Here is a 26,208-nt window from a genome sequence, read left to right as displayed (position 1 = left end):
AGAGGCGCCCGCGGCCAAGCGCGGACGGTCCGACACCGGACCAACCGCTCATGCGCCTGCGGCATGTTGATCGGCTCGTTGATCGGTTCGCGAGAACCCGGCGCTGCGCCCGGCGACCAGCCAGTAGACCAGGCCGGCGCTGGCGCCGACGACGAACAGGATCAGCGTCAGCCGCGCCTCGGCAGCGAGAAGCCCCGGGCTTGCCTCCGGACGCGCGGCGCCGCGGGCGAGCCAGGGGAAGGCGGCAGTCAGAAGGCCGCCTCCGGCACCGTACCAGAGCAGGCCGCGGCGCGAAAAAACCTCGCCGGCGAAACCGACCAGGGCGGGGGGCACGAACAGCAGGACGAACAGTGCCTGGGCGAGACCGGCAATCAGGATGACCAGCCCCTCGGGCGGGAGCCCGGCGGACAGGTCGGAGAGCGCCATATCGACGCCCGCGAGCGCCCCGCCGGTGAGCCAGGCATTGGCGGTCGGATCGACCAAGAGTGCCAGCACGAGGATCGCGGCGCCGACCGGTACGGCGAGCAGGAGAGCGAAGGCTCCGAGGAAGAGGCGGCCGAGGACGTGCATGGCAAGCTTCTACACCGAAGTCGGCAGGCCTTCGCAAAACGAAGCCGCGCCCAACCGGTCACGGTCGGGCGCGGCTCCAGACATGCGCGTGTCTTTCGATCGACAGACGATCCGCCTCAGCCGTGGGCGGGAGCCGCCCCGCCATGATCGCCGTGGGAGGACTTTCCGCGCAGGCGGCCGAGCCAGAGCGAGAGGTGGCGGATCACCACGTAGAAGACCGGGGTGAGGAACAGGCCGAAGAAGGTCGCGCCGATCATCCCGAAGAACACCGCCGTGCCCAGCGCCTGCCGCATCTCGGCGCCGGGGCCAGTGGCGATCACCAGCGGCAGGGTGCCGAGGATGAACGCGAAGGCGGTCATCAGGATCGGGCGCAGGCGCAGACGGCAGGCTTCCACCGCCGCCTCGACCGGGCCCCGATGCTCGCGCTGCTCGATGTCGTGCGCGAACTCGACGATCAGGATCGCGTTCTTGGCAGCCAAGCCGATCAGCACGATCAGGCCGATCTGGGTCAGGATGTTGTTGTCCTGCCCCCGGAACTGCACCCCGGCGAGCGCCGCGAGCACGCCGGTGGGCACCACCAGCAGGATCGCCAGCGGCAGCGCCCAGGATTCGTACTGCGCGGCCAGCACCAGGAAGACCAGCAGCACGCCCAGGGCGAAGACGGCGCCGGCGGTGCCGCTCGCAGCCTTCTGCTGGAAGGCGATCTCGGTCCAGTCGTAGGCGTAGCCGTCGGGCAGCACCTTCTTGGCGATGTCCTCCATGGCGGTCAGGGCCTGTCCGGTCGAGACGCCGGGCTTGGCCACGCCCTGGATGGGGACCGAGTAGTACAGGTTGAACCGCTGCACGATCTGCGGGCCGGTCACGTCGCGCACCGAGGCGAGGGTGCCCATCGGCACCAGCGCCCCCGTGGAGGAGCGCACCTTGATCTGCGAGATGTCCTGGATCGACGAGCGGAAGGCGGCATCGCCCTGCAGGCGCACCTGGTAGATGCGCCCGAGCGTGTTGAAGTCGTTCACGTAGGTGCCGCCGAGATCGGCCTGCACCGACGAGAACACGTTGGCGAGCGGCACGTTCAGCATCCGCGCGATGGTGCGGTCAATGTCGAGGAAGAGCTGCGGCGTCGCGTTGTCGAAGGTCGTGAACACGCGCTGCACGTCGGCGCTCTGGTTCGCCTGGGCGATCACCTCGCCGGCCGCGGCCATCAGCGGACCGATCTCCGAGGATTGACGGCTCTCGATCTGCATCTTGAAGCCGCCGCCGTTGCCGAGGCCGCGCACCGGCGGGGGCGGGATCACGATCACCCGGGCTTCCTGGATGTCCGAGGTAGCCTTGAGCACCTCGCCGGTGATCACCCCGGCGCTGCGACCCTCGCCGGCGCGTTCCTTCGCCCCCGTGAGGGTGAGGAACATCACGCCGGCATTGGTCGTGTTGGTGAAGGTCGCTCCGTCGAAGCCCGCGATGATCACCGCGTTGGCGACGCCGGGCACCGTCCTGGCCTGCTTGGCGGCCCGCAGGATCACGTCGGTGGTGCGATCGAGCGAGGAGCCGGAGGGCAGCTGGACGACGCCGATCAGATAGCCCTGGTCCTGGTCCGGGATGAAGCCTGTGGGCGTCGTCTGAGCGAGGTGCAGGGTGCCGGCGATCACCGCTGCGTAGATCAGCAGCATCGCCGCCAGCCCGACGAACCCGCCGGTCAGGACGCGGATCGTGCGGCCGTAGGCGTTCGACGTGGCGTCGAAGGCGCGGTTGAAGCCGTTGGCGAGCCAGTTCAGGAACCGGGCCAGGAAGAATTTCGGCTCCTTGCGCGCATGGTGCGGCACGAGCAGCAGCTTACAGAGCGCCGGAGACAGGGTGAGCGAGTTGAACGCGGAGATCAGGGTCGAGGCCGCGATCGTGAGCGCGAACTGCTTGTAGAACTGGCCCGAGATGCCCGGGATGAACGCGGTCGGCACGAACACCGCCGCCAGCACGAGCGCGATGGCAATGACCGCGCCGCCGACCTCGTCCATGGTCTTGTGCGCGGCATCGCCCGCCGAGAGCCCCTCGGCCATGTTGCGCTCGACGTTCTCCACCACCACGATGGCGTCGTCGACCACGATGCCGATGGCGAGCACGAGCCCGAACAGGGTCAGGTTGTTAAGCGAGAAGCCGAACGCCGCCATCGCCGCGAAGGTGCCGATCAGCGACACCGGAATCGCGATGACCGGGATCAGGGCGGTGCGCCAGCTCTGGAGGAACACCAGTACCACGATGACCACGAGGCCGACCGCCTCGAACAGGGTCTTGTAGACCTCCTGGATCGATTCCTCGATGAACTCGGTCGGGTTGTAGGCGATGCGGTACTCGACGTCCGGCGGGAAGTTCTTCTTGACGGTCTCCATCACCTGCTTGACCGAGGTCGCCGCCTCGAGGGCGTTGGTGCCAGGCCGCTGGAACGCGCCGATGCCCACCGCGGGCGTGTCGTTGAGGTAGGAGTTGGTCGTATAGTCCTTCTGGCCCATCTCGACGCGGGCGATGTCCTTGATCCGGACGAGGCGCCCGTCCTGGGCCTTGATGATCACCTCGGCGAACTGTTCCGGCGTCTTGAAGCGCGCTTGCGACTGGACGACGAGCTGGAACGCCTCGCTCTTGGCCGCGGGCGGACCGTTGAGCTGGCCGGCCGCCACCTGGACGTTCTGCTCCTGGAGGGCCGTGGTGACGTCGGTGACCGACAGGCCGTAGGCGGCGAGCTTGTTCGGATCGACCCAGATCCGCTCGGCGTATTCGTTACCGCCGAAAACCGTGATGTCGCCGACGCCGTCGAGGCGCAGCAGCTCGTCGCGGATGTTCAGGTAGATGTAGTTGGCGAGGTAGTTCTGGTCGTAGGTCTTGTTCGGCGAGAGCAGGTGCACGACCAGCATCAGGTCGGGCGAGGCCTTGCGCACGGTGACGCCGAGGTTGCGCACGTCCGGCGGCAGGCGCGGCTGGGCCACCGAGAGCCGGTTCTGCACCAGCACGTTGGCGATATCGAGGTTGGTGCCGACCTTGAAGGTCACCGTCAGCAGCATGTTGCCGTCGTTGGTCGACAACGACGTCATGTACAGCATGTTGTCGACGCCGTTGACCTCCTGCTCGATCGGCGTCGCGATGGTGGCGGCCACGGTCTCTGCGTTGGCGCCCGGATAGGAGGCGCGCACGGTCACCGTCGGCGGCACGATCTCGGGATATTGCGAGACCGGCAGGGTCTCGTAGGCCACGAAGCCGAGGATCAGGAAGACGATCGACGTGACCGACGCGAAGATCGGCCTATCGACGAAGAAGTGGGCGAAACGCATCGGTCAAACCTCTGAGGCCCGCCGGTCTCCCGGTCGGGGCCCTGCGTCGTCGGTGCGGCGCACGCGGCGCGGCGCGCACGCATGCGATCGTGTCGAGCCGGTCGGGCTCACGTCTTGCTCGGGGGCAGCTCGATCGTCTCAGGGGCGACCGTGGCCCCCGGGCGGACGCGGGCGATGCCGTTGACCACCAGGGTCTCGTCGCCCTTCAGGCCGCTGCGGATCACCCGGTAACCGTCGACCTTCGGGCCGAGCACCACGTCCTTCTGCTGGATCACGTTGTCGGGCCCGAGCACGTAGACGATGCGCTTGTCCTGGTTGGCGGCGACCGCCTCGTCGGGGATCATCACGCCCTGGAACGGCTTGGTGGCCGGCATCGCGACGATGCCGAACAGGCCGGGCTTGATGAACAGGTCGGCGTTGGGGACCGTAGCGCGCAGCAGGATCGTGCCGGTGGCGTTGTCGACGCGGTTGTCGACGAAGTCGAGGGTGCCCTTGCGGGTCGGCTTCGCCTCGCCGGAGAGCGAGATCAGGATCGGCACGCCCTTGCCCTGCTGGGTCTGACCCATGCCGATGCCGAGGCTGCTCTGATACTTAAGGAACGACTTCTCATCGACGGTGAAGCTGAACCAGATCGGGTCGAGCGACACGATCGTGGTCAGCATCGTCTGGTCGGCGCTGACGATGTTGCCCTCGGTGACCAGCCGCCGGCTGATCCGACCGTTGACCGGCGCCTTCACCTCACTGAAGTCGTAGTTGAGCTGCGCGTTGTTCAGCGCCGCCTGGGCGCTGTCGACGTCGGCCTGGGCGGTCAGCGAGGCCTGCCGGCGCTGGTCGGTGACCTGCTCGGAGATGTTGCCGCTCCGCGACAGGGTCTGGGCGCGCTCGAGATCGGTCTGCGAGAAGGATTGGCGCGCCTTGGCGGAGGCCAGGGCGGCCTGGGCCTGCTCCAGGGCCGCCTTGTAGGGGCGCCGGTCGATCACGAACAGCAGATCGCCTTTCTTCACCGTCTGGCCGTCGGTGAAGTTAATCTTTTCCAGGTATCCGGTGACCCGGGCCCGGACCTCGACGTAATCGATCGCATCGAAGCGGCCGGTATACTGGTCCTGCTCGACGATCTCGCGGACCACCGGCTTGGCCACGGTGACCTTCGGTGGCGGGCCGCCCGGTGCCTGGGCATGCGCGATCGGTGCGAGGGGACCCGCAACGAGGAAGCCGGCGGCGAGACCGGAGAGCACGGGGAGGAGGCTGGAAAGCCGGCTGCGCATCGGGTCCTGCTGTCCGTTGGCCGACCCGGCGGTCGAACCGAGCTTGACGATGAGTCCTTGGCAGACGCGCCGTAACCCGCGCGCCCTCTTACCCATTGTGCGAGAGCGCACATCGCGGCCCCTGGAGGCCGGATTGTTTCAACCGCTTACTCGATTGCTTCGCCCGCGGCGGACCAATCCTTGAAGCCGCCCTTGTAGTGCTCGGCGATGTCGAGACCGGCCTTCTGGGCCGCCACCAGGGCGTGAACCGAGCGGACTCCCGACCCGCAGGACAGGACCGGACGGCGGCCATCCGCAGCGATCAGAGCGGCCACCGCCTGCGGATCGAACGTGGAGAGCGGATGCGAAACGGCGCCGGGAATGTGTCCAGCCTCGTATTCGTGGTCCTCGCGCACGTCGATGATCAGCATTGTGCCATCGCTCAACCCGCGCTTGACCGTCTCGCGATCGAGATCGACCACCTGCATCGACAGGATCTCCGTTCCGCCCAACCCGGGGCCGGCCCTAAGGGCTGACGCTTTCCCTTATTCGTCAGGCCGGAGCGGCGCAACTCGCGGCGGTTCCGACGATCCGGTCAGATCGCCGCGAGCGTCGGGCCGACGGCCGCGAAATGCGCGTCCCAATGCGGCGGCCCATAGCCGTCGAGACGCCCGGCGAGCTCGGCCCGGAGCGGCGCGTCCGGCTGGGCGAGTGCCTCGATCGCCTCCAGCCAGCCCGGGCCGTCGAGGGGATCGCGGAACAGGGCGAAGCCGCCGGCGATCTCCCGGTGGACCGCGATGTCCGAGGCCACCACCGGCAGGCCGGAGGCCGCCGCCTCGACGATCGGGATGCCGTAGCCCTCCGTGAACGAGGGCATCAGCAGGGCGGTGCAGCTGCGGGTCAGCGCGGCGAGGCCGTGCGTCGAGAGGCCCGTAACCTCGACCGCGTGGGCGCGCACGCCGGGGCAGCGTTCGAGCATGTCGATGGCGCTCTCGGCCTCCCAGCCCCGGCGCCCGACCACGACCAAACGCGGCGTCGCGGCCCCGTGCCGCTCGGCCAGGACGCGCCAGAGCTGGAACAGCAGCAGGTGATTCTTGCGCGATTCGATCGTGCCGCAGACCAGGAAGGTCGGGCGGTCCGGCTGGATACGCGGCCCCGTCCGCCCGAAGGCCGGCTCGACCCCGAGATGCCCCACCGCCACCGGCGGCCGGCCGAACCCCTCGGCGGCCAGGTGATCGAGGGTGCGCGCGCCGGTATCGGCGGAATTGACGAGAATCGCGGCCGCATGCCGGCCGATGGTGCGCATCCGGACCCGGTGGCGATCGGCCTCGCCGGCGCGCCCGTATTCGGGATGGGTGATCGGGATGAGGTCGTGGACGAAGAACGCCGCACGCACGTCCCGCCGGTCGTAGAGCCAGTCGAACCGACCGGGATTGTCGAGGCGCAGATGGGAGGTGTGCAGGTAGAGCGCATCCCGGGGCAGGGTCGAGAGCGGGCGGCCGCGCAGGGCGATATCGGCCGCCGTCCGCGCCTGGATCCGGCGGCGCTGCGTGCCGCCGGCCCGCGATGCCTGCGCTGACGAGGCGGATGTCACCGGGGCGCCAAGCCGCGCCGCCAGCCCGCGATAGACCGGATCCGAGAGCGCATCCCGATCCTCGACCCAGCCGGCCGCCACGGCTTCGACGATGGCCAGCGCGTGCGCGCGGTCGAGCACCCGCGGCCCATACGCCGTCGAGACCACGCCGACGCCCGGCCCCGGCCGGCCCAGACAGTGGCGTGCATAGGCGAGATCGACCCGGTCGATTCCCGACGGGCTCGCATGGCGCAGCCGCGTGACGAGGCGCGTGAGATCGAAGGCGATCGGTCGGTCCGTCATGATCCTCGATGGCGTGGCGCGATCGTTTTGGCGCGATGCGGATGCTCCCCGTAACCGCCCGGGCCGGAGAGGGCCAGCGCCGCAGATCCGGCGTGAAGGGCTTGCGCGGGCGGAGCGCGACGGCTAAGAGCCCCGGGCCCATGTGGCGTCGGAGTGTAGCGCAGCCCGGTAGCGCACCTGTCTGGGGGACAGGGGGTCGTCGGTTCAAGTCCGGCCACTCCGACCATATCTTTTTCGCCCAGCACGACCATGATGGCGCAGGCGACGAGCCTTCGATTTCCAGACATCGAAATTCGGTTTCGCGGCAAAATCTCGCGCCCGCGTCTCAGAGCCTGTTTGACTGCGTGATCGCAGTCGCGTGCCGGTTCTGACTGACGTGTATCCCAATCGTCCCCTCATTCTGAGGTGCTGCGCAGCAGCCTCGAAGTAGCCCTCCAGGGATCGCCCGGCCAGCTGGAGGGCTCCTTCGAGGGCTCCGCTCCGCTACGCTACCTCAGGATGAGGGCGAGAAGGGGAAAGACCGGTCGAACAGGCTCTCACTCCGGCGGCGCGTAGGCCGAGCCGTCCGCGGCCCGCAGCGGCGCCTCCACGTAGCGCCCGTGCTCCGGAACGGCGACCCGATCGAAATCCTCGGCGAGGGCATGGAGCGCCCGGCGCATCTCGGGACCCTGGAGCGGGCGGCCGTGGCCAGTGATGACGCGCTCGGGTTCGAGGGCGGCGAGTGCCCGAACCGAGTCGCGCGCCGCGCCCCAATCAATCGTCAGATACATCGGTGGCCCGTGCAGCTCCGGCTCCTGCAACGCCACCGCGTAGGCCGATTCCTGCGCCGTGGTGACGAAAGCGTCGCCGACGATCAGGGTGCGGTCGGCCTCGCGCCAGAACGAGACATGGCCCGGCGCGTGGCCGGGCGTGTGGATCCAGCGCCAGCCGGCCATCGGCGGCACGGAGCCGTCCTCCGGCAGGAGCTGCAAGCGCGAGGATACGTCGACCGGTTTCGTCGGGAAGAGCGGCGACAGGCGGCCTAATAAGCCGCCGCCGACGCTGGGATCGGGAGCCGGGTAGGAGGCGCTGCCGTCGAGATAGGGCCGCTCCAGCGCGTGCGCGTAGACCGGGACGTCCCAGTCCTCGGCGAGGTCCTCCAGCACGCCGACATGGTCGAAATGGCCGTGGGTCAGCACGATCGCGGCGGGCCGAGCGCCCGCACCGAACCGTTTTTCGGCCGCCGCCTTGATCGCACCCTTGGCGCCCATCACGCCGGCATCGACCAGAACCCAGCCGCGGTCGCCGGCCCCGGGCTCCCCGACGAACACGGTGTTGACTAGGACGAGCCGCCGATAGGCGACATCGTCGGTGATCGCGTGGGTAGAATCGTCCCGCTCGGCATCGCGCGCCGGATCGTCGGCGCGGGCTTTCGGGTCGACCGGGATCTGCTGGGCCATGCGCGGCGGCTTCCATGCGGATTGCCCGAGGAAGCCGGCCTCGGCCGAGCCCGCTCAGGTCGTTGCGGCGGCAGGGGTTTTGCCACCGTGGCGACGGCCGCTCCGGCGTGGAAGGCTGCCGCCGCTGGTCTACCGCCAACCGGGCTCGTAGAAGCATGTTCCCCGCGCATCCGGGGGGCCGCCTCGCCGCAGCGGCATCGCGCGCCGCGATCCCGACCCCATATTGTAGCCATCGACGCTCCCGTCGCAGGTCCCAGCATGGCACCGAGCCCGCTCACCCTCATCGCGTCCGCCGCCATCGTCGCCCTGGTCGCCACCGGCACGGGGGCGATCGTCCTGCAGCAGGGCTCGAAGTTCAGCCATCCGCGCCGGGTCGGCGGCAGCTTCGCGATGGCGGATCTCGACGGGCGCCCGGTGAGCCAGGCCGACCTGCTCGGCAAGCCGGCGGCCCTGTTCTTCGGCTTCACCCATTGCCCGGAGGTCTGCCCGACGACGCTCACGACGCTGTCCGGCGCGCTCGGCCGGATGGGCCGCGACGCCGACCGCATCAACGTCGTCTTCGTCACCCTGGACCCGGAGCGCGACACCCCCGAAAGTCTGCGGGAGTACCTGACCGCCTTCGATCCGCGCATTCGCGGCTTCGTCGGGACACCCGAGCAGGTGGCCCGCATGGCCGACGCCTACCACGTCGCCTACAAGCGCGTGCCGGTCCCGGGCGGCGACTACACGATGGAGCATTCCGCCACCGTCGGCCTGTTCGACAAGACCGGCCGCATGGTCGGGGAGATCGGCTACGGCGAGGACGAGGATCGCACCCTGTCCAAGCTGATCACCCTGGCGCTGCCGGGCCAGTGCGCCCCCGGGGGCGGCGCCGCCCTCTGGGAGACCGACGGCCCCACCAACGCCTGCGGCCCACGAAGCTGAACCTCGGCCGACCCGGCGGTCAATTGCGCGGTCATCCGAGCGTGACTAGAGGGCGGAGCGGGTCGTCGGACCGGCGATTCCCGGAGGTTTCAGCTTGATCACGCGACGCGCTCTGACAGCCGTGGGCCTGCTGGCCCTCTCGCCCCTCGCGCGCCCAGCCCTGGCCGCGTCCGGCGGTCCGCGCCTGGCGCCGCCGGAGCCGATGGATTTCGACCGCCTCAAGGACCTGGCCCGCACGCTGCGCGACCGGCCCTACGCGCCGCCGCCCGAGGCGCCGGCCTCGCCGACCTTGGACGCCCTGACTTACGGGCCCCTCCAGGAGATCCGCTACCCGCCCGCGCACGCCCTATTCCCGGACAGCCCGTACCCGGTCACCTTCTTCCACCTCGGCAACTTCTTTCGGCACCCGGTCAAGATCTTTGCCCTCGAAGGCGGCCAGGCCCGCGAGGTGCTGTATTCCCGCGATCTCTTCGCCTACCCGCCCGGCAATCCCGGCAAGGATCTGCCCGACGGCGCTGGGTTTGCCGGCGTCCGCTTCCAGAAGGTCCCGGCCGATCAGCCCGGCGCCGACGGCGATTGGCTGGCCTTCCTCGGCGCCTCCTATTTCCGTGCCGCCGGCGACGGAGCGCAATACGGCGCCTCGGCCCGGGGCATCGCCATCGACACGGCACCGGGACCGGGCAAGACGGAGGAATTCCCGGTCTTCACCTGCTTCTACGTGTCGCCCGCCGCGGACGGGGCGGTCACCATCCTGGCGCTGCTCGAAGGCCAGAGCCTCACCGGCGCCTACCGGTTCACCGCCCGGAAGGAACCGCACGTGGTGATCGATGTCGCCTGCACGCTCTACATCCGGAAGGCGGTCGAGCGGTTCGGCGTCGCGCCGCTGACCTCGATGCTTTGGTACTCGGAAGGAATGAGCCGGTTCCTCGCCAGCGACTGGCGGCCCGAGGTGCACGATTCCGACGGGCTGCTGATGCAGACCGGCGCCGGCGAATTGATCTGGCGCCCACTCAACAACCCGCCGCGGCTCAGCGTCAGCGCCTTCGCGGACCGCTCGCCGAAGGGGTTCGGCCTGCTCCAGCGCGACCGGGCCTTCGCCAACTACATCGACGACGGTTTCGAGGAGAACCGCCCCGATATCTGGGTCGAGCCGCAGGGCGATTGGGGGGCGGGCAGCGTGCAACTCGTCGAGATCCCGACCCACCAGGAGACCGACGACAATATCGGCGCGATGTGGGTGCCGGCCGACCCGCCGGCCGCCGGGGCCGAGCGCAGCTTCGCCTATCGCCTGCACTGGCCGGTGACCGAGCCGGTGACGACGGACCTGGCCCGCTGCGTCGCGACCCGGGCGACCAAGGCGTCCTGGCTCTCCGACGTGGATCGGCGTCCGGGCCGGGCGAACCTTGTGCGCCAGTTCGTGCTGGAGTTCGAGGGCGCGGCCCTGGCGGGCCTCGATCCGGAGAAGGCCCAGGTGGCGCTGACGCTGTCGCGCGGTAGCGCCGAGGAGATCGGCGCCACCTGGGCACCCTACGGCAAGCCGAGCCCCTGGCGGGTCTTCCTGAAAGTCTACGCCGAAGGCCCCGAGCCAATCGAGATGCGGCTGCAGCTCAAGAGCGGCGGCCGGCTGCTCTCCGAGACCTGGGTCTACCAGTACTATCCGGAGGCGCCCGGGACGGTGCTTTAGAGCCTGTTTGAACGGCCTTCTCCCATCTCGGTCTCATCCTGAGGTGGCGTAGCGGAGCGGAGCCCTCGAAGGAGCCCTCCAGCCAGCCGCGCGATCCCTTGAGGGCTCCTTCGAGGCTGCTGCGCAGCGCCTCAGGATGAGGGGACGATTGGGATACACGTTGGGCAGAACCGTCACGCGACGGCCGTCGCGCCGTCAAACAGGCTCTCGACGAAAGGCCAACGCGGCGCATTGCCGGCACGCCGCGACCGTCCTTACAAGGTTACCCTGGGGCGGCACCGCGCCGTCCCCTCACCGCATCCGAGGCCGTCATGAACGGCGAACCACCGCCCGGCCTCAACCTGCCCGAGGCCCTGACCCGGCTGCTGAAAGCACCCCGGAGCGCGATCTGGCCGACGCCCGAGGACAGGTATCGCCTGCGTCTCGGCCGCCAGCGGCCCCGCGAGCCGAGCCGGGCCGTGATGGGCGTCTGGATCTGGGCGATCCTGTACAACCTGATCGGCTTCGCGATCCTCGCGACCCTGTGGCGGACAATGCACTGACCCGATGACAGCACCCGCATCGACTCATTCCCGCATCCTCTGTGCAATCCTGGCCGCGCTGCCTCTGCTGGCCGCACCCGCTGCAGCGCAGGCGCCCGACAGCGCCCTGAACGCGGATGATGGCACCGGGGCGGTCAAGGTCTGCGCGCCGGTGGCGATGCCGCGCTGGCGCTCGATGATTCCAGCGCCCAAGACCTGGACCTTCTTGGACTGCATGGGTTTTTCGGGCGAGATGGGCGCCAGCCATTTCCAGCTCGGCTGCCTGTTCGCCAACGTCACGCCGCATGCGCAGAAATACGCCTGGGGGCCAATGGTGGCGATCGAGAAGGCGGCCCTGGCCAAGCCGCAGCCACCGATGCCCAATTGCGGCTGGTGAGGCGTCGGATCGGCCCTGACCGGCCAGGCTGGCGGGTCAGTCCGGGGCGAGGGTGAGGTGAGCCTGGAAGACGATCGCGCCGTCCTCGTTGCGGACCCGCGCTTCCAGGCGTAGGCCGATCAGGTCGGACGCCAACAGCCATCCTAGCTTGACCTGAAGGGAGTCGTTGGCGACTTCCACCGAGGCTTCCGCGCGGATCGACAGGCCTCGTGCCGGGCGCAGAACTCAAATCGTTCCTCGTCCCGAGAAAGCACCTCGCTATCGATTATATCGGTGACATAGCGGACGACACACCGCATCCGGGGGCAAACAGGACACGCGCTGCATCGGATCGTGACTGTCGGTAACTTGTGTTAAGGCGTCCTGCGCCTTCGCTCCGCAGGGCCAAACGGTGTTCCGCGCGTCACAGCAGGGCCGAGAAGCGTTCACCGCGGATATGAAATCTGTTTCCAGCGTTGAGCCAAAACAGACGCAGTGTGCCGGCGGCTCATCGTCTGAAAGCGTACATAGATCGCGGAGAAGCTCAATTTCTCTTGTGGTCGGCCGGTGGCCGTTTACCTCGATTCGAGCGTGAACAGCCACGCTCGAGCGCCGATAACCGAGAGATTGTCCGCGCCCGAACCCTGATTTTGGAGCGGAGCCTTGGATCGACCGAAGCAGGACGGCGTCCGCAATCGTCTGCTCCGTCTCATGGCACCCGATGATTTCGCCCGTCTCGCCCCCGCGCTGGAGACCGTCTCGGTACCGCTGCGCGAGCTGCTGATCCTGCCGCTCGAGCCGATCGCCCACGCGCATTTCGTCGAGGAAGGCATCGTGTCGCTGGTCGCCGACACGGTCGAAGGCCGGATCGAGATCGGGGTCGTCGGCTATGAGGGGATGTGCGGCGCGCCGCTCGTGCTGGGCACGGACCGCACGCCGCACACGGCCCTGGTCCAATCCGATCTCGTGGCCCTGCGGGTTCCCGCGGCGATCCTTCAGGCGGCGTTGAGCGAAAGCGCAACCCTGCGCAGCCTGCTTGGGCGATACGTGCAGAGCCTGATCGTCCAGGTCGGGCATACGGTCTACGCCAACACGGATCTCACCATCGAGGCGCGGCTCGCCCGGTGGATCCTGATGACCCACGACCGGCTGCAGAAGGACGAGCTGATCCTCACGCACGAGTTCCTGGCGATGATGCTCGGCGTTCGGCGGCCCGGCGTCACGACGGCGACGCATGTGTTGGAGGGCGCGGGCATGATCCGGGCCCGGCGCGGCCGAATCATCGTGATTGACCGCGACAAGCTCGAGGACTTGGCGGGGGATGCCTACGGGCCGGCCGAGGCCGAGTACGAACGGCTCCTCGCCAAGGGTTGACGCACGGCCGATCGAGGCCAGCCCGACATTGCGGAGCCGCCGCCCGGCGGGCATGCTGACGGGCGCGGAATCGACGCGGTTCCGAGCGGATGGGCGGCACCGGCGCGTCAGGGGCGTGCGCGAAGCGTTTCCTTAAAGCCTGGGCCCGAAACTGAGCGGCGATTTCGGTGTGGCCAACGCACCACGCGCTCGGTCCGCTCGGGCACTTGCCAACAGCGATGCGCGTCGACGCGCTTTGACGCGCGCTAGAGATCGGTTTACAGGTGACAAGGCACGACAAGCAATAACCATGCCGGAAGCAATGTAGCGCGGCTGGTCAATCACGCTGAAAGGGCATCGGGGCCTCTTATGAGTTTGGTGCAACGGCTGGAAGTGCGTCAGGGCCAGTCCCTGGTGATGACGCCGCAGCTCCTGCAAGCGATCAAACTCCTGCAATTGTCGCACCTCGATCTCGCCGCCTATGTCGAGGCCGAGCTGGAGCGCAATCCGCTGCTGGAACGCGCCGAATCCGAGGGCCCTGCGACCGGTGACGCCGAGGCCGCTGGTCCGTCGAACGAGGCGTCCGGCGAGTCCTTCGACGCCGCCGACCCCGATTCGTGGCAGCCCTCCGAGCTCAATCCGAGCCGCGGCGAGATCGAGACCGAGTTCGATACGCGGCTCGACAACGTCTTCCCGGACGACGCCCCCACGCAGGTGCAGGAGGCATCCAGCGGCGACATGCTCTCGCTGACGCCGCCCCCCTACGGCAGCAGCGGCGGCAGCTTCGATTCCGACGCGCCCGATTTCGAGGCCGCCCTGACGGCCGAGATCTCCCTGCGCGATCACCTTGCAAGCCAGCTCGACCTGGCGACCCGCAATCCGACCGATCGGCTGATCGGCGGCTTCCTGATCGACGCGGTCGACGAGGCCGGCTACCTCCGCGAGACGGTCGAGGGCGTGGCCGAGCGCCTCGGCGCCGAGGTCGCCACGGTGGCCCGGGTGCTGACCCTGGTCCAGAGCTTCGACCCGCCCGGCATCGCCGCCCGCGACCTCGCCGAGTGCCTGGCGATCCAGCTGCGCGAGCGCGACCGGTTCGACCCGGCCATGCAGGCCCTGGTCTCGCGCCTCGACCTTGTCGCCAAGCGCGATTTCAGCGCCCTGCGCCGCCTCTGCGGCGTGGACGACGAGGACCTCGTCGAGATGCTGGGCGAGATCCGCCGGCTGGACCCGAAGCCCGGGCGGGCCTTCGGTTCAAGCGGCGTCGAGGTGCTGATCCCCGACGTGTTCGTGCGCGCGGCACCGGATGGATCCTGGCTGGTGGAACTCAACGGCGAGGCTCTGCCCCGCGTGCTGGTCAACCAGAGCTACTATGCTCGCGTCGTGCGCGGCGCCTCCGCCGAGGGCGACAAGGCCTTCCTGTCCGAGGCGCTGCAGAACGCCAACTGGCTCACCCGTTCCCTGGAGCAGCGCGCCCGCACGATCCTGAAAGTCGCCACCGAGATCGTCCGCCAGCAGGACGGGTTCTTCGTCCACGGCGTCACGCATCTGCGGCCGCTGAACCTGAAGACCGTGGCCGAGGCGATCGGCATGCACGAATCGACCGTGTCCCGGGTCACCTCCAACAAGGCGATCGGGACCAGCCGCGGCACCCTGGAGATGAAATACTTCTTCACCGCGGCGATCCCGGGTGCGGCCGGCATGGCGGCGCATTCCTCCGAGGCCGTGCGCCACCGGATCAAGCAACTGGTCGACGGCGAGACGCCGGACGACGTGCTGTCCGACGACGCGCTGGTGCAGAAGCTGCGCAGCGAGGGCGTCGACATCGCCCGCCGGACCGTGGCGAAGTACCGGGAATCCCTGCGGATCCCGAGTTCGATCGAGCGCCGCCGGGAGCATTACGCCCACGGCACCGCCCATCACGGGGCGCTGGCCCTGCGCTGAGATCCGCCGGAACGGTCTTGCGCCGCGCCGTCGTCCGGCCCATCGGTCGCGCGCCGAATCACGACGCCCGGACCCGCGATGACTCCTTCCGCCAAGCCCCCGCGCAGCCTCACCGCCATCGTGCTCGCGGCCGGGAAGGGCACGCGGATGCGCTCGGACCTGCCCAAGGTGCTCCACCGAATTGCCGGGCGGACCATGCTCGGCCACGTCCTCGCCGCCGTGCAGGCGGCGGGCGCCGGCCGGATCGCCGTGGTCGCCGAGCCCGGCCGCGAGGATGTCGCCGCCGAGATCGCCCGGGAAGCGCCCGGCGCGCAGGTGTTTCCGCAGGCCGAGCGGCTCGGCACCGCCCACGCGGTGCTGGCCGCCCGGGCCGTGCTCGAAGCGCCGGACGACGACGTGGTCATCGCCTTCGGCGACACGCCGCTGATCAGCGCCGAGACGTTTTTACGACTTCGCGCGCCGCTGGCGGAGGGCGCGGCAGTCGCAGTGCTGGCCTTCGAGAGCCCGACTCCGACCGGCTACGGCCGGGTGCTCACCGAGGGCAGCCGCGTCCTGGCGATCCGTGAGGAGAAGGATGCAAGCCCGGCCGAGCGGGCCGTGACCCTGTGCAATGCCGGGCTGATGGCCCTCTCGGGGCAACACGCCCTGACGCTGCTCGGGCGCATCGGCAACGACAACGCCGCCGGCGAATACTACCTCCCCGACGCGGTGGCGCTCGCCGTCGCGGAAGGGCTCTCGGTCACGGTCGTGCCCGTGGACGAGGCGGAGGCGCAGGGGGTCAACGACCGGGTGCAGCTCGCCGTCGCCGAAGCCGCGATCCAGGCCCGGCTGCGCCGCAGCGCCATGCTGGGCGGTGCCACGCTGATCGCTCCCGAAACGGTCTTTCTCAGTCACGACACGATCCTCGGACGCGACGTGGTGGTGGAGCCCCATGTGGTGTTCGGGCCGGGCGTGCGGGTCGGGGACGGCTGCACGGTGCGGGCCTTCGCCCACCTCACCGACACGTCCCTGGAGGCGAGCGTCAAGATCGGGCCGTTCGTGCGCCTGCGCGGCCATGCCGTCCTGGAGACGGGTGCGGAACTCGGCAACTTCGTCGAGTTGAAGAACGCCCGGATGGGACCGGGCGCCAAGGCCGCGCACCTCACCTATCTCGGCGACGCGGAGATCGGCGCGAAGGCCAATATCGGCGCCGGCACGATAACCTGCAATTACGACGGCGTGCTCAAGCACCGGACCACGATCGGCGCCGGCGCCTTCATCGGCTCGAACTCGGCGCTCGTCGCCCCGGTCACCGTGGGGGAGGGGGCCTACGTGGCCTCCGGCTCGGTCATCACCGACGATGTGCCGGCGGACGCCATGGCGGTCGCCCGCGGCCGGCAGGCGGTGAAGCCCGGATGGGCGAAGGTGAAGCGGGCCGCACTGCTCGCCGAAAAGGCTTTGCGCGGGGGGCGTTGAGGCGCACTGGCCGAGGTCTGCTGCCGATCTCGGCTTGGGTGTGCGATGGCCGACCTCGACCCATGCCAGCCGTACCAATAGCCACCGGCGCTTCCCGAAAGCGGCCATTCGTCGGCCGTCCCCAACTTCGGCTAGCGGTGGTTTGCGGAACTTGGCGTTAGGGCTTCCGGTGGGACGGTGCGCCTATGAGCTACACGGTCAAGTTGGCGATCTTCCCACCCTGGAAAGCGCCTGTCCCTTACGAGACCCTCATAGGAGTGTTCGCCACCGCTGAGGGGGCCGCCGAGGCGGGGGCAAAGGCACTTGAGCCCATTACTGAACGCGAACTTGCCGATCTGGCCTCCGGCCTGAAACCGAGATCGCAACGCGTGGGCGAGGGGTGGATCACAGCGATCGAGGTGCCCGAAGGATCGGTCCACGGATACCTGATCTACGACGAGACCGGCGTTGAGGTGTTTAACTGGACCACTCTGGATGTCGCCGTGGAACGCGCTGCCGAGGACTGATCAGGGTCGTGAGCAGGCTCGGCGACGATGTCCGCTTCCACGCATCGATGCCCCAAAGCAGACCAGCTGAAATCCATCCAAAGCTGACTGTCAGCGTCCGCCCTATGGCCGCAACGCGAACAGTCGCCCGCGTGTACCGCTTGCAAGCCGTGGATTTAATTGCACCAGGAAGACCGCCGCGGCAGCGGCAACTCAGATCCGATAGCGACGCCCGCGGGCACGCCCAAGCTTGACGCGCCTCCACGCAGCTGGGACACGGCCGCCTTTCCGGATATCGGCCCGCACGATGCTGCTCAACCGCTTGTTTCCCGTCTGCGCCGTCCTGGCAGCGGCCACGGCCTATTTCGCGCCGGACGTGTTCCTGCCGGTGCTCCCGCACGTCGCAATCCTGCTGGCCGTAATCATGTTCGCCCTCGGCGTGACGCTGACGACCGCAGATTTCGGCCGGATCCTGGCCCGGCCCGCGCCGGTGGCGGCCGGCGTGGTCGTCCACTACCTCGTGATGCCCGCCGCCGCCTGGGCCATCGCCCACGCCCTCGGCATGGGCACCGAACTCACGACCGGCATGGTGCTGGTCGGCAGCGTCGCCAGCGGCACGAGTTCCACCCTGATGGTCTACATCGCCGGTGGCGATGTCGCGCTGTCGGTGACGATCGCCACGGCGTCGACGCTGGTGGGTCTGGTGGCGACGCCGCTGCTGGTGCGCTTCTACGTCGACGCTGCCGTGCCGGTGGACGTGGCGGGGCTCCTGGCCAGCCTCGTGGAGATCGTGGCCGCGCCGGTAGCTCTGGGGCTGGCGCTCAACCGGGTCGCGCCGCGCCTCGTTGGGCGCATCGAGCGGGCTCTGCCCGCCGTGTCGATGCTCGCCATCCTGCTGATCATCGGCGCCGTCGTGGCCGGCAGCCGGGCCAGCATCGCCGCCGTCGGCCCACTCGTGCTGCTGGCGGTGGTGCTGCACAACGGAGCCGGTCTGGTCTGCGGCTACTGGAGCGGGCGCCTGCTGGGCTTCGATGAGGGCACCTGCCGAACCTTGGCCCTGGAAGTCGGCATGCAGAATTCCGGTCTCGCGGCGGCGCTGGGCAAGCTATATTTCTCGCCGCTGGCCGCTCTGCCGGGCGCGGTCTTCTCCGTGTGGCACAACCTGTCGGGCTCGGTACTCGCCAGTCACTGGTCGGGACGGAACGCAGCCATCGCCACGCGCGGGACCGCGCCCTCATAGGAGAACCGCCGAGGCGACCGCGCACATCAGCATCGGTTCGGCCGGGGCTGGCCCTGCGCGGCTCTGATCCGGTACAAGTCCCGCTTGGCTTGGGCATGAGCGAACGGCCCGGACCTTGTTGCGCGGCGCGTCCGCGCGGCGATCCCGGCCTCAGAGCGAGAGACAATCCCATGTGCGGCATCGTCGGCATCGTCGGGCGCGACGCGGTGGCGGGGCAGGTGATCGAGGCCCTGCGGCGGCTCGAATACCGCGGCTACGATTCCGCCGGCATCGCCACCCTGGAGCACGGGCGCCTGGAGCGCCGCCGCGCCTCGGGCAAGCTGATCAATCTGGAGGCGCGGCTCGCGCAGGAGCCGCTCACCGGCACGATCGGCATCGGCCACACCCGCTGGGCGACCCATGGCCGGCCCAACGAGACCAACGCCCACCCGCACGCCACCAAGCGGCTCGCCGTCGTCCATAACGGCATCATCGAGAACTTTCGGGAGCTGAAGCACGAGCTGGAGGCCGACGGAATCGTCTTCGAGACCGAGACCGACACCGAGGTCGTAGCCCAGCTGGTCAGCCGCAACATGGACCGGCAGATGAGCCCGGTCGACGCCGTGGCCGCCGCCCTGCCGCGGCTGCGCGGCGCCTTCGCGCTGGGCTTCATCTTCTCCGGCGAGGAGAACCTGCTGATCGGCGCCCGCCACGGCGCGCCGCTCGCGATCGGCTTCGGCCAGGGCGAGACCTATCTCGGCTCGGACGCCCTGGCGCTCGCCCCCTTCACCGACGCGATCACCTATCTCGACGAGGGCGACTGGGCGATCCTGACCCGGCACAGTGCCGAGATCCGCGACCAGTCCGGCGCCCGCGTCGAGCGCCCGCGCCAGAAGATCGCCACGCAGGCCTACCGGATCGACAAGGGCGAGTACCGCCACTTCATGGCGAAGGAGATCCACGAGCAGCCCGAAGTGGTCGGCCGCACGCTGGCCCACTACGTCGACATGGCGAACGGCCGGGTGATGCTGCCGGAGGCGCTGCCCTTCGATTTCGCCAAGCTCAGCCGCGTCTACATCACCGCCTGCGGCACGGCGTTCTATGCCGGGCTGGTGGCGCGCTACTGGTTCGAGCAGATCGCGCGCCTGCCGGTGGAGATCGATGTCGCCTCGGAGGCCCGCTACCGTGAGGCGCCCCTGGAGAAGGACGGGCTGACGCTCGTCATCTCGCAATCGGGCGAGACCGCCGACACCCTGGCCTCGCTCCGCTATGCCAAGTCTCAGGGCCAGCACACGCTCTGCGTCGTCAACGTCCCGACCTCGACCATCGCGCGGGAATCCTCCGTGGTGATGCCGACGCTCGCCGGCCCCGAGATCGGCGTGGCCTCGACCAAGGCGTTCTCGTGCCAGCTCACCGTGCTGCTGTGCCTCGCCATCGCGGCCGGGCGCGCCCGCGGTACCCTCGACGCGGCCGGCGAGCGCCGGCTGGTCGACGCGCTGATCAAGGCGCCGGGCCTGATGGCCGAGGCGCTGACCCGGGAATCGGAGATCGAGCTCCTGGCCCGGGACGTCGCGAAGGCCCGCGACGTGCTCTATCTCGGCCGCGGCACCAGCTACCCGATGGCGCTGGAAGGCGCGCTGAAGCTCAAGGAAATCAGCTACATCCACGCCGAGGGCTACGCCGCGGGCGAGCTGAAGCACGGGCCGATCGCGCTGATCGACGAGAGCGTGCCGGTGATCGTGATCGCGCCCCACGACGCGGTGTTCGAGAAGACGGTCTCGAACATGCAGGAAGTCGCCGCGCGCGGCGGGCGCATCGTGCTGATCGGCGACGCCAAGGGCGCGGCCGAGCACGGGCTCGACACCATGGCCACCGTGACCATGCCGGACCTCGACGCCACCGTGGCACCGATCGTGTACGCGGTGCCGATCCAGCTGGTGGCCTACCACACCGCGGTGTTCATGGGGAAAGACGTCGACCAGCCCCGGAACCTCGCGAAGTCGGTCACCGTCGAGTAGCCACCGAGACCTGCGATGACCGAGAGAGACGCCGCCGCGATCCGCTGGCTCGAAGGGCAGGAGGGCGCGATGCTGGCCCTGCTCGAAGAGCTGGTGAACATCGATTCCGGCTCCTACGACAAGGCCGGGGTCGATGCGGTGGGAGCCCGCCTCGCGTTCTTCCTGGCCGAGCACGGCGTCTCGGTCACCACCATCCCAGTGGAGGATTACGGCGACGCGCTGAAGGCCCAGGTCGCCGGGTCCGGGGGGGCCAACCGGCCGATCGTGCTGATGGGCCATCGCGACACCGTCTTTCCGAAGGGCGAGGTCGCCCATCGGCCGTTCCGGATCGCGGAGGGCCGCGCCTACGGGCCGGGCGTCGCCGACATGAAGGCCGGGCTGGTGATGAACGCCTTCGTACTCGCCGCCTTCCACCGGGCCGGCGGCGCGCCGGTGCCGCTGGTCGGCCTGTTCACCAGCGATGAGGAGATCGGCTCGCCGGCCTGCCGGCCGATCATCGAGGAGACCGCCCGGGGCGCCCGCGCGGTGCTGAACGCGGAGCCCGGCCGCCCGACCGGCAACGTCGTCACCGGCCGCAAGGGCGGCGTGTTCATGCACCTGGAGGTCCACGGCCGAGCCGCCCATTCCGGCGGCAACTACGCCGACGGGCGCAGCGCCATCGGGGAACTCGCCCACAAGATCATCGCGCTCCACGCGATCACCGATCTCGACCGCGGCATCACGGTCAATGTCGGGCTGATCGCCGGCGGCCAGTCGGTCAACACCGTGGCGCCTCGCGCCACCTGCGAGATCGACCTGCGTTACGTCACCCCGCCCGATCGCGACGCCGCCATGAGCCGGATCGCCGCGATCGTCGCGGATTCGACCGTACCCGACACCCGCGCGCAGCTGACCATCAAGGGCGAGTTCCTGCCGCTCGTGCAGGACGAGGCCTCACGCGCGCTGTTCGCGACCTACGCGCGGGTCAGCGCGCAGCATGGCGCGCGGATCGCGGGCGAATTCGCCGGCGGCTGCGCCGATTCCGGCTTCACCGCCAGCGTCGGCTGCCCGACCCTCTGCGCGGTCGGACCGGTCGGCGGCAAGGCGCACTCGCCCGAGGAATACCTTGAAGTCGCGAGCCTCGTCCCGCGGGCGCGCGCCATCGCCGAGACCATCGCAGCGGCTTGAACATGTGTTCGACCGCGTGATCTCGGTCGCAGGACGTTGACGGACAACGAGAATCCAAATCTCCTCCTCATCCTGCGGTGACGGGCGATCGCAGATCGCCCGGCCTCGAAGGAGCCCTCCAGCCAGCCAAGCGCCTTCTGGAGGGCTCCTTCGAGGCCCGCTGACGCGGGCTCCTCAGGATGAGGTCGAGGATGGGAGTGCCGTCGTCAGCCTCGCTTCGAGCCGTGCTCCTCGTTGTTGGGCTCGGGACAGCGGTGCGTCATCGCTCTTCAGGCCCGCGTTCAGCCCTCGACCAAAGCCAGCGCCGCGTCGGTGTAGCGGCGGCCGCTGATCGCCTCGGGCGGCATCGCCGCGTCGATGGCGGCGAGGTCGTCCGCGCTCAGCACGATCTCCGCCGCGGCGGCGTTCTCTTCGAGGTGCCGGATCTTGCGGGCGCCGGGGATCGGCACGATGCCGTCGCCCCGATGGAGCACCCAGGCCAGGGCGAGCTGCGCCGGCGTGACCCCCTTGTCGGCCGCCAGGGTCGCGAGGGCGTCGATCAGCCTCTGGTTGGCCGCGAGGTTCTCCGCCTCGAAGCGCGGCAGCGTGCGGCGAAAATCATCCTCCGCGAGGCTGCCGCGGTCGCGGATCGCCCCGGTGAGGAGGCCGCGGCCGAGCGGGCTGTAGGGCACGAAGCCGATGCCGAGCTCGACGCAGGTCGGCAGCACCGCCGCCTCCGGCTCACGGCTCCACAGCGAGTATTCGCTCTGCACCGTTGCGATCGGGTGGACCGCATGGGCGCGCCGGATCGTGGCCGCGCCGGCCTCGGACAGGCCCAGCGTCCGCACCTTCCCGGCGCGCACGAGATCGGCCATCGCCCCGACCGTATCCTCGATCGGCACCGCGGGATCGACCCGGTGCTGGTAGAACAGGTCGATCACGTCGACGCCGAGGCGCTGCAGCGAGGCATCGCAGACCGCGCGGACATGCTCGGGCCGGCTGTCGACGCCGATGATCCGGTCCCGGCCCTGGCCGGTCTCGGCGATCTTGAAGCCGAACTTGGTGGCGATGACGACTTGATCGCGGACCGGCGCCAGGGCCTTGCCGACCAGCGTCTCGTTCTCGAACGGCCCGTACATCTCGGCGGTGTCGAAGAAGGTGATGCCGAGATCGACCGCCCGACGCAGCGTGGCGATGGCCTCCGCCTCCGGCTGGCCGCCATAGGCGAAGCTCATGCCCATGCAGCCGAGGCCGAGGGCAGAGACGGAGAGTTCGGAACCGAGTCGACGCTGTTGCATGTGACTTTCCCTGTGAGTCCCCTGGCCGAAGCCGCCCAGACTCTGCGCAGATGCCCGCGATAGGATAATCCGTGTTTTGCAGCGCAGCCTGTCCTATCCGGCGCAACAGTGAAACGCACCGATCTCCCCGCCCTCTCGATCTTCGCCGCTGTCGCGGGGCGCCGCAGCTTCCGGGGGGCGGCCCGCGATCTCGGGCTGTCCGTCTCGGCGGTGAGCCACGCGATCAACGGCCTCGAAGCGAGCCTGGGCATCCGGATCCTGGCCCGGACCACCCGCAGCGTCGCCCTGACCGAGGCCGGACAGCGCCTGCTCGACGGGCTCGAACCGGCGCTGGCGGCGATCGCCGAGGCGGTCGAGGCCGCCACCGCCTCGCAGCAGCGGCTCTCGGGGACGCTGCGCTTCTCGGTGCCGCACTCGGCCGCCGAAATGCTGCTGCTGCCGCTCGCCGTGGCGTTCACGCACGCCCATCCCGATGTCGCCATCGAGATCCGGGCGCAGGACGACCTGCGCGACATCGTGGCGGAAGGTTTCGATGCCGGCGTGCGGTTCGAGGAGAGCCTGGAGCAGGACATGATCGCGGTCCCGCTCGGGCCGGCGCAATGCGCGGCGATCGTCGCGGCGCCGTCGTATTTTGCGGATCGGCCGCGGCCGATGGCGCCGCAGGATCTTCACGATCACATTTGCATCAACCGCCGATTCGCCGGCGGCGCCCTCTACCGCTGGGACCTCGAGAAGGACGGCGCGGCTCTGGCCGTCTCCGTCTCCGGAAGCCTGATCCTCGACGACATGCGCCTCATCGCAGAGGCGGCCCGGATGGGCGCCGGCCTCGCCTACGTGTTCGAGGCGCAGGTGACCGACGACCTCGCATCAGGCCGGCTAGTCCGCGTGCTGGAGGATTGGTGCCCGCGCTTTCCGGGCTTCTTCCTCTACTACCCGTGCCGCCAGCTGATGCGGCCGGTGCTCCGGGCGTTCCTCGATTTCGTGCGGGCCGAGGGGGTGGGCGAGCGAGCGCGGGCGGGGGCGGTTGCGGTGTAGAGGCACCGCCCCCGAGCCGTCTCACGCAGCGGTGCGATACCGCTCCGCGGGCTGGACCTGGCCGAGGTTCGGGATCATGGCGGTCCGCGCCCGGTCAAAGGCGTCCCACTGCGACGCGTCGGGCAGGGGCGGGATGGTCACGCTCTCGCGCCGGTCGAAGCCAACCAGGGCGGCGTCGACCAGGGCGTCCGTCTCCATGACCGCCGGCAGGGCGTTCACGTCGATGCCGACGTGCTGCCAGATCTCGGTCCGGGTCGCGGCCGGCAGGACCGCCTGCACGTAGACGCCCTTGGGCCCGAGCTCGGTGTGGAGCGCCTGGCTGAGATACTGCACGAAGGCCTTTGTCGCGCCGTAGACCGCCATGCCGAATTCCGGGACGAAGCCGACCACCGAGCCGATATTGACGATGGTGCCGCTTCCGGCCGTGACGAAACGGGGTGCCACCGCGGCGGCGAGGCGGGTCAGGGCGGTGACGTTGAGGGCGATCAGGTCAGCGATCTGATCCGGCCCCTGTCCGACGAAGCCGCCGGCGAGCGCCGCGCCGGCATTGTTCACCAGAACGCCGATCCGGGAATCCTCGCGCAGGCGCGTTTCGATGGCGGCGAGGTCGGCCGGCCGGGTCAGGTCGGCCTGGAGGATGTCGACCGTGACGCCGGCCTCCCGGCGCAGGCGCTCGGCCAAAGCCTCCAGGCGCGTGCCGTTCCGGGCGACCAGGATGAGATCGTGGCCGCGCCGGGCGAAACGGTCAGCGTAGACCGCGCCGATGCCCGAGGAGGCACCGGTGACGAGGACGGCAGGCTTGCTGGACATGGGCGAAATCCCTATCTCTAAACATGACCATCATCATGTATATCAAACATGATGATGATCATGATTGAGGTCAAGCGAGCCTCGTCCTGCGGGCGTGAGATTGCGCACATGAACGTCAGCCGCGAGCAGATGGTCGAGAACCGACGCCGGATCCTCGAAGCGGCCGGGCGGCTGTTCCGCGCCCGCGGCTTCGAGGCGGTGACGGTGGCCGAGGTGATGCGGGAGGCGGGCCTCACCCATGGCGGCTTCTACGGCCACTTCCGGTCGAAGGACGATCTGATCGCCACGACACTGGCCGAACTGGTGGTGGCTCCGGAGCCCGAGCTGACGGCCCTGTCCGACTACGCGGCGCGCTATCTCAGCCCCGGCCATCGCGACAATCCCGGAGGCGGCTGCCCCGTGGCGGCCCTCGTCTCCGAGACGATCCGGCAGGCGCCCGAGGCGCGGGCGGCGATGACCGAGGGCCTGCGCCGGCAGATCGCCCGGCTCGCCGACGGCGCCGATGCGGCGGATTCGGAGGCCGCCCGCCAGGCCGCGATCGGAAGCTGGGCCGCCATGGTCGGCGCGATGATCTTTGCCCGGATGAGCGACGATCCGGACTTGTCGGACGAGGTGCTGGCGCAGACCCGCGCCTGGATCGCCCGGGCAATACCTGCAGGGGCGGCCGAATGAGCCGGCCCGCGTCGGGGCTAGATGCGCCATCCGGGTAGGGCCTACGCAAGTGGCGTTCTCAGCACCCGCTTGCGCTGGGGGGCCGCATCGATCAGTTTTCAGGCATTCCAGTGGGCCCCACATCTGGATCTCGAGCGAGGAACCGCACCGTCCGTGCATCTCCTGATCGTCGACGACCATCCGCTGTTCCGTGATGCCCTGGCGGCCACGATCCGCCTCGCCCATCCGGATGCCGTCCTGCACGAGGCCGACGGGATCGAGCCGGCCTGCGCCGTGCTGGCCGAGAACCGGAGCATCGACCTCACGCTCCTCGACCTGTCCATGCGGGGCGTCACCGGCTTCGACGGGCTGATCACGATCCGGGCCCGCTTCCCGCGCATCCCGATCCTGATCGTGTCGGGCCACGAGGATCCGCGCATCGTCCGCGAGGCCCTGCAGCACGGGGCCGCCGGCTTCGTGCCCAAGGCCATGGACAAGACCACGCTGACCCGGGCGATCACCGAGGTGATGAGCGGCGCCCTGTTCCTGCCCCCCGGCCTCGCCGAGGCCAGCGCACCGGCGCCCCACGCCAAGAAGGCGCCGCTCGCCGAGCGCCTCGCCCGGCTCACGCCGCAGCAATTGCGGGTGCTGATGATGATCCGCCAGGGCAAGCTGAACAAGCAGATCGCCCATGAGCTTCAGGTCGGCGATTCCACCGTGAAGGCCCATGTCTCGGAGATCCTGCGCAAGCTCGAGGTGATCAGCCGGACGCAGATCGTGATCGACACGGCGGCGCTCGATTTCGACCGGATCCACAACGCCCATCCGGCCTGACGGGCCCGGATTTCG

22 protein-coding genes and 1 tRNA gene are annotated in these 26,208 nt (G+C 69.4%); 15 read left to right on the top strand and 8 right to left on the bottom strand.

Annotated features, from left to right (window positions below; genetic code table 11):
- Positions 1–48 precede the first annotated feature (48 nt).
- From MKL20_RS29560 to MKL20_RS29540, 5 genes are all read right to left on the bottom strand, one after another.
- On the bottom strand, positions 49–570 hold the full coding sequence (locus MKL20_RS29560; RefSeq protein WP_244039684.1) for a hypothetical protein: 522 nt from the start codon (positions 568–570) through the stop codon (positions 49–51).
- A gap of 116 nt (positions 571–686) precedes the next feature.
- Positions 687–3,884, bottom strand: coding sequence for an efflux RND transporter permease subunit (locus MKL20_RS29555; protein WP_244039683.1), 3,198 nt, complete (start codon positions 3,882–3,884; stop codon positions 687–689).
- 107 nt (positions 3,885–3,991) lie between these two features.
- Positions 3,992–5,149, bottom strand: coding sequence for an efflux RND transporter periplasmic adaptor subunit (locus MKL20_RS29550; RefSeq protein WP_244039682.1), 1,158 nt, complete (start codon positions 5,147–5,149; stop codon positions 3,992–3,994).
- A gap of 146 nt (positions 5,150–5,295) precedes the next feature.
- A complete protein-coding gene (locus MKL20_RS29545; RefSeq protein WP_243970174.1) occupies positions 5,296–5,616 on the bottom strand; it encodes a rhodanese-like domain-containing protein in 321 nt (106 codons plus the stop codon).
- Positions 5,617–5,723: 107 nt separating this feature from the next.
- Entirely contained in the window at positions 5,724–7,004 is a 1,281-nt protein-coding gene (locus tag MKL20_RS29540; protein ID WP_244039681.1) for a glycosyltransferase family 4 protein, read from the bottom strand.
- Positions 7,005–7,153: 149 nt separating this feature from the next.
- Between MKL20_RS29540 and MKL20_RS29535 the strand changes: the two genes are divergently transcribed.
- A tRNA-Pro gene (locus MKL20_RS29535) sits at positions 7,154–7,230 on the top strand.
- 310 nt (positions 7,231–7,540) lie between these two features.
- Here the strand turns inward: MKL20_RS29535 and MKL20_RS29530 are convergent.
- Positions 7,541–8,443 (bottom strand): MBL fold metallo-hydrolase, encoded by a 903-nt coding sequence (locus MKL20_RS29530; protein ID WP_244039680.1) that lies wholly within the window; start codon positions 8,441–8,443, stop codon positions 7,541–7,543.
- 258 nt (positions 8,444–8,701) lie between these two features.
- Between MKL20_RS29530 and MKL20_RS29525 the strand changes: the two genes are divergently transcribed.
- The 11 genes from MKL20_RS29525 (at position 8,702) to MKL20_RS29475 (ending at position 21,586) form a co-directional block, all read left to right on the top strand.
- A complete protein-coding gene (locus tag MKL20_RS29525; RefSeq protein ID WP_244039679.1) occupies positions 8,702–9,367 on the top strand; it encodes an SCO family protein in 666 nt (221 codons plus the stop codon).
- A gap of 94 nt (positions 9,368–9,461) precedes the next feature.
- Positions 9,462–11,051 (top strand): glucan biosynthesis protein, encoded by a 1,590-nt coding sequence (locus MKL20_RS29520; protein WP_244039678.1) that lies wholly within the window; start codon positions 9,462–9,464, stop codon positions 11,049–11,051.
- Positions 11,052–11,362: 311 nt separating this feature from the next.
- The gene (locus MKL20_RS29515) at positions 11,363–11,593 is read left to right on the top strand and encodes a hypothetical protein (RefSeq protein WP_244039677.1); all 231 of its coding nucleotides are present in this window, start codon (positions 11,363–11,365) and stop codon (positions 11,591–11,593) included.
- 4 nt (positions 11,594–11,597) lie between these two features.
- Positions 11,598–11,969, top strand: a complete 372-nt coding sequence (locus tag MKL20_RS29510) for a hypothetical protein (RefSeq protein ID WP_244039676.1) — start codon at positions 11,598–11,600, stop codon at positions 11,967–11,969.
- Positions 11,970–12,611: 642 nt separating this feature from the next.
- A complete protein-coding gene (locus MKL20_RS29505; RefSeq protein WP_244039675.1) occupies positions 12,612–13,322 on the top strand; it encodes a Crp/Fnr family transcriptional regulator in 711 nt (236 codons plus the stop codon).
- Between the two features lie 348 nt (positions 13,323–13,670).
- Positions 13,671–15,242, top strand: coding sequence for an RNA polymerase factor sigma-54 (gene rpoN, locus MKL20_RS29500; protein ID WP_244039674.1), 1,572 nt, complete (start codon positions 13,671–13,673; stop codon positions 15,240–15,242).
- Positions 15,243–15,320: 78 nt separating this feature from the next.
- Positions 15,321–16,697: a bifunctional UDP-N-acetylglucosamine diphosphorylase/glucosamine-1-phosphate N-acetyltransferase GlmU gene (gene glmU / locus MKL20_RS29495; RefSeq protein WP_244039673.1), complete on the top strand. Its 1,377-nt coding sequence runs from the start codon at positions 15,321–15,323 to the stop codon at positions 16,695–16,697.
- Between the two features lie 185 nt (positions 16,698–16,882).
- Positions 16,883–17,203 (top strand): hypothetical protein, encoded by a 321-nt coding sequence (locus tag MKL20_RS29490; protein ID WP_244039672.1) that lies wholly within the window; start codon positions 16,883–16,885, stop codon positions 17,201–17,203.
- A gap of 286 nt (positions 17,204–17,489) precedes the next feature.
- Positions 17,490–18,422 carry a bile acid:sodium symporter family protein gene (locus tag MKL20_RS29485; RefSeq protein ID WP_244039671.1) on the top strand — a complete coding sequence of 311 codons (933 nt, stop codon included), beginning with the start codon at positions 17,490–17,492 and terminating at the stop codon, positions 18,420–18,422.
- A 170-nt stretch (positions 18,423–18,592) separates the two neighbouring features.
- Positions 18,593–20,419 (top strand): glutamine--fructose-6-phosphate transaminase (isomerizing), encoded by a 1,827-nt coding sequence (glmS, locus tag MKL20_RS29480; protein WP_244039670.1) that lies wholly within the window; start codon positions 18,593–18,595, stop codon positions 20,417–20,419.
- A gap of 15 nt (positions 20,420–20,434) precedes the next feature.
- Positions 20,435–21,586 (top strand): M20 family metallopeptidase, encoded by a 1,152-nt coding sequence (locus tag MKL20_RS29475; protein WP_244039669.1) that lies wholly within the window; start codon positions 20,435–20,437, stop codon positions 21,584–21,586.
- A 281-nt stretch (positions 21,587–21,867) separates the two neighbouring features.
- On the opposite strand, the gene MKL20_RS29470 is transcribed toward MKL20_RS29475, so the two are convergent.
- Positions 21,868–22,863, bottom strand: a complete 996-nt coding sequence (locus MKL20_RS29470; protein WP_244039668.1) for an aldo/keto reductase — start codon at positions 22,861–22,863, stop codon at positions 21,868–21,870.
- A 108-nt stretch (positions 22,864–22,971) separates the two neighbouring features.
- On the opposite strand from MKL20_RS29470, the gene MKL20_RS29465 reads away from it, so the two are divergent.
- Positions 22,972–23,898, top strand: a complete 927-nt coding sequence (locus tag MKL20_RS29465; RefSeq protein WP_244039667.1) for a LysR family transcriptional regulator — start codon at positions 22,972–22,974, stop codon at positions 23,896–23,898.
- A 21-nt stretch (positions 23,899–23,919) separates the two neighbouring features.
- Here the strand turns inward: MKL20_RS29465 and MKL20_RS29460 are convergent, their stop codons facing one another.
- Positions 23,920–24,708, bottom strand: coding sequence for an SDR family NAD(P)-dependent oxidoreductase (locus tag MKL20_RS29460; RefSeq protein ID WP_244039666.1), 789 nt, complete (start codon positions 24,706–24,708; stop codon positions 23,920–23,922).
- A 108-nt stretch (positions 24,709–24,816) separates the two neighbouring features.
- On the opposite strand from MKL20_RS29460, the gene MKL20_RS29455 reads away from it, so the two are divergent.
- Positions 24,817–25,380 (top strand): TetR/AcrR family transcriptional regulator, encoded by a 564-nt coding sequence (locus MKL20_RS29455; RefSeq protein ID WP_244039665.1) that lies wholly within the window; start codon positions 24,817–24,819, stop codon positions 25,378–25,380.
- A gap of 123 nt (positions 25,381–25,503) precedes the next feature.
- Complete coding sequence (locus MKL20_RS29450; protein ID WP_409568214.1) at positions 25,504–26,193, top strand: response regulator; 690 nt, start codon at positions 25,504–25,506, stop codon at positions 26,191–26,193.
- The last annotated feature ends 15 nt before the right edge of the window (positions 26,194–26,208 follow it).

Origin of the sequence: Methylobacterium sp. E-066 (assembly GCF_022829635.1) — a bacterium.
Lineage (GTDB): Bacteria > Pseudomonadota > Alphaproteobacteria > Rhizobiales > Beijerinckiaceae > Methylobacterium.
This window is presented reverse-complemented; position numbering and strand designations above follow the sequence as displayed.

What these genes read in the sequence shown, in the direction of transcription:
- MKL20_RS29560 (WP_244039684.1), bottom strand. Translation starts at nt 570, where the DNA reads ATGCACGTCCTCGGCCGCCTCTTCCTCGGAGCCTTCGCTCTCCTGCTC.
- MKL20_RS29555 (WP_244039683.1), bottom strand. Translation starts at nt 3,884, where the DNA reads ATGCGTTTCGCCCACTTCTTCGTCGATAGGCCGATCTTCGCGTCGGTC.
- MKL20_RS29550 (WP_244039682.1), bottom strand. Translation starts at nt 5,149, where the DNA reads ATGCGCAGCCGGCTTTCCAGCCTCCTCCCCGTGCTCTCCGGTCTCGCC.
- MKL20_RS29545 (WP_243970174.1), bottom strand. Translation starts at nt 5,616, where the DNA reads ATGCAGGTGGTCGATCTCGATCGCGAGACGGTCAAGCGCGGGTTGAGC.
- MKL20_RS29540 (WP_244039681.1), bottom strand. Translation starts at nt 7,004, where the DNA reads ATGACGGACCGACCGATCGCCTTCGATCTCACGCGCCTCGTCACGCGG.
- MKL20_RS29530 (WP_244039680.1), bottom strand. Translation starts at nt 8,443, where the DNA reads ATGGCCCAGCAGATCCCGGTCGACCCGAAAGCCCGCGCCGACGATCCG.
- MKL20_RS29525 (WP_244039679.1), top strand. Translation starts at nt 8,702, where the DNA reads ATGGCACCGAGCCCGCTCACCCTCATCGCGTCCGCCGCCATCGTCGCC.
- MKL20_RS29515 (WP_244039677.1), top strand. Translation starts at nt 11,363, where the DNA reads ATGAACGGCGAACCACCGCCCGGCCTCAACCTGCCCGAGGCCCTGACC.
- MKL20_RS29510 (WP_244039676.1), top strand. Translation starts at nt 11,598, where the DNA reads ATGACAGCACCCGCATCGACTCATTCCCGCATCCTCTGTGCAATCCTG.
- rpoN (WP_244039674.1), top strand. Translation starts at nt 13,671, where the DNA reads ATGAGTTTGGTGCAACGGCTGGAAGTGCGTCAGGGCCAGTCCCTGGTG.
- glmU (WP_244039673.1), top strand. Translation starts at nt 15,321, where the DNA reads ATGACTCCTTCCGCCAAGCCCCCGCGCAGCCTCACCGCCATCGTGCTC.
- MKL20_RS29490 (WP_244039672.1), top strand. Translation starts at nt 16,883, where the DNA reads ATGAGCTACACGGTCAAGTTGGCGATCTTCCCACCCTGGAAAGCGCCT.
- MKL20_RS29485 (WP_244039671.1), top strand. Translation starts at nt 17,490, where the DNA reads ATGCTGCTCAACCGCTTGTTTCCCGTCTGCGCCGTCCTGGCAGCGGCC.
- glmS (WP_244039670.1), top strand. Translation starts at nt 18,593, where the DNA reads ATGTGCGGCATCGTCGGCATCGTCGGGCGCGACGCGGTGGCGGGGCAG.
- MKL20_RS29475 (WP_244039669.1), top strand. Translation starts at nt 20,435, where the DNA reads ATGACCGAGAGAGACGCCGCCGCGATCCGCTGGCTCGAAGGGCAGGAG.
- MKL20_RS29470 (WP_244039668.1), bottom strand. Translation starts at nt 22,863, where the DNA reads ATGCAACAGCGTCGACTCGGTTCCGAACTCTCCGTCTCTGCCCTCGGC.
- MKL20_RS29460 (WP_244039666.1), bottom strand. Translation starts at nt 24,708, where the DNA reads ATGTCCAGCAAGCCTGCCGTCCTCGTCACCGGTGCCTCCTCGGGCATC.
- MKL20_RS29455 (WP_244039665.1), top strand. Translation starts at nt 24,817, where the DNA reads ATGAACGTCAGCCGCGAGCAGATGGTCGAGAACCGACGCCGGATCCTC.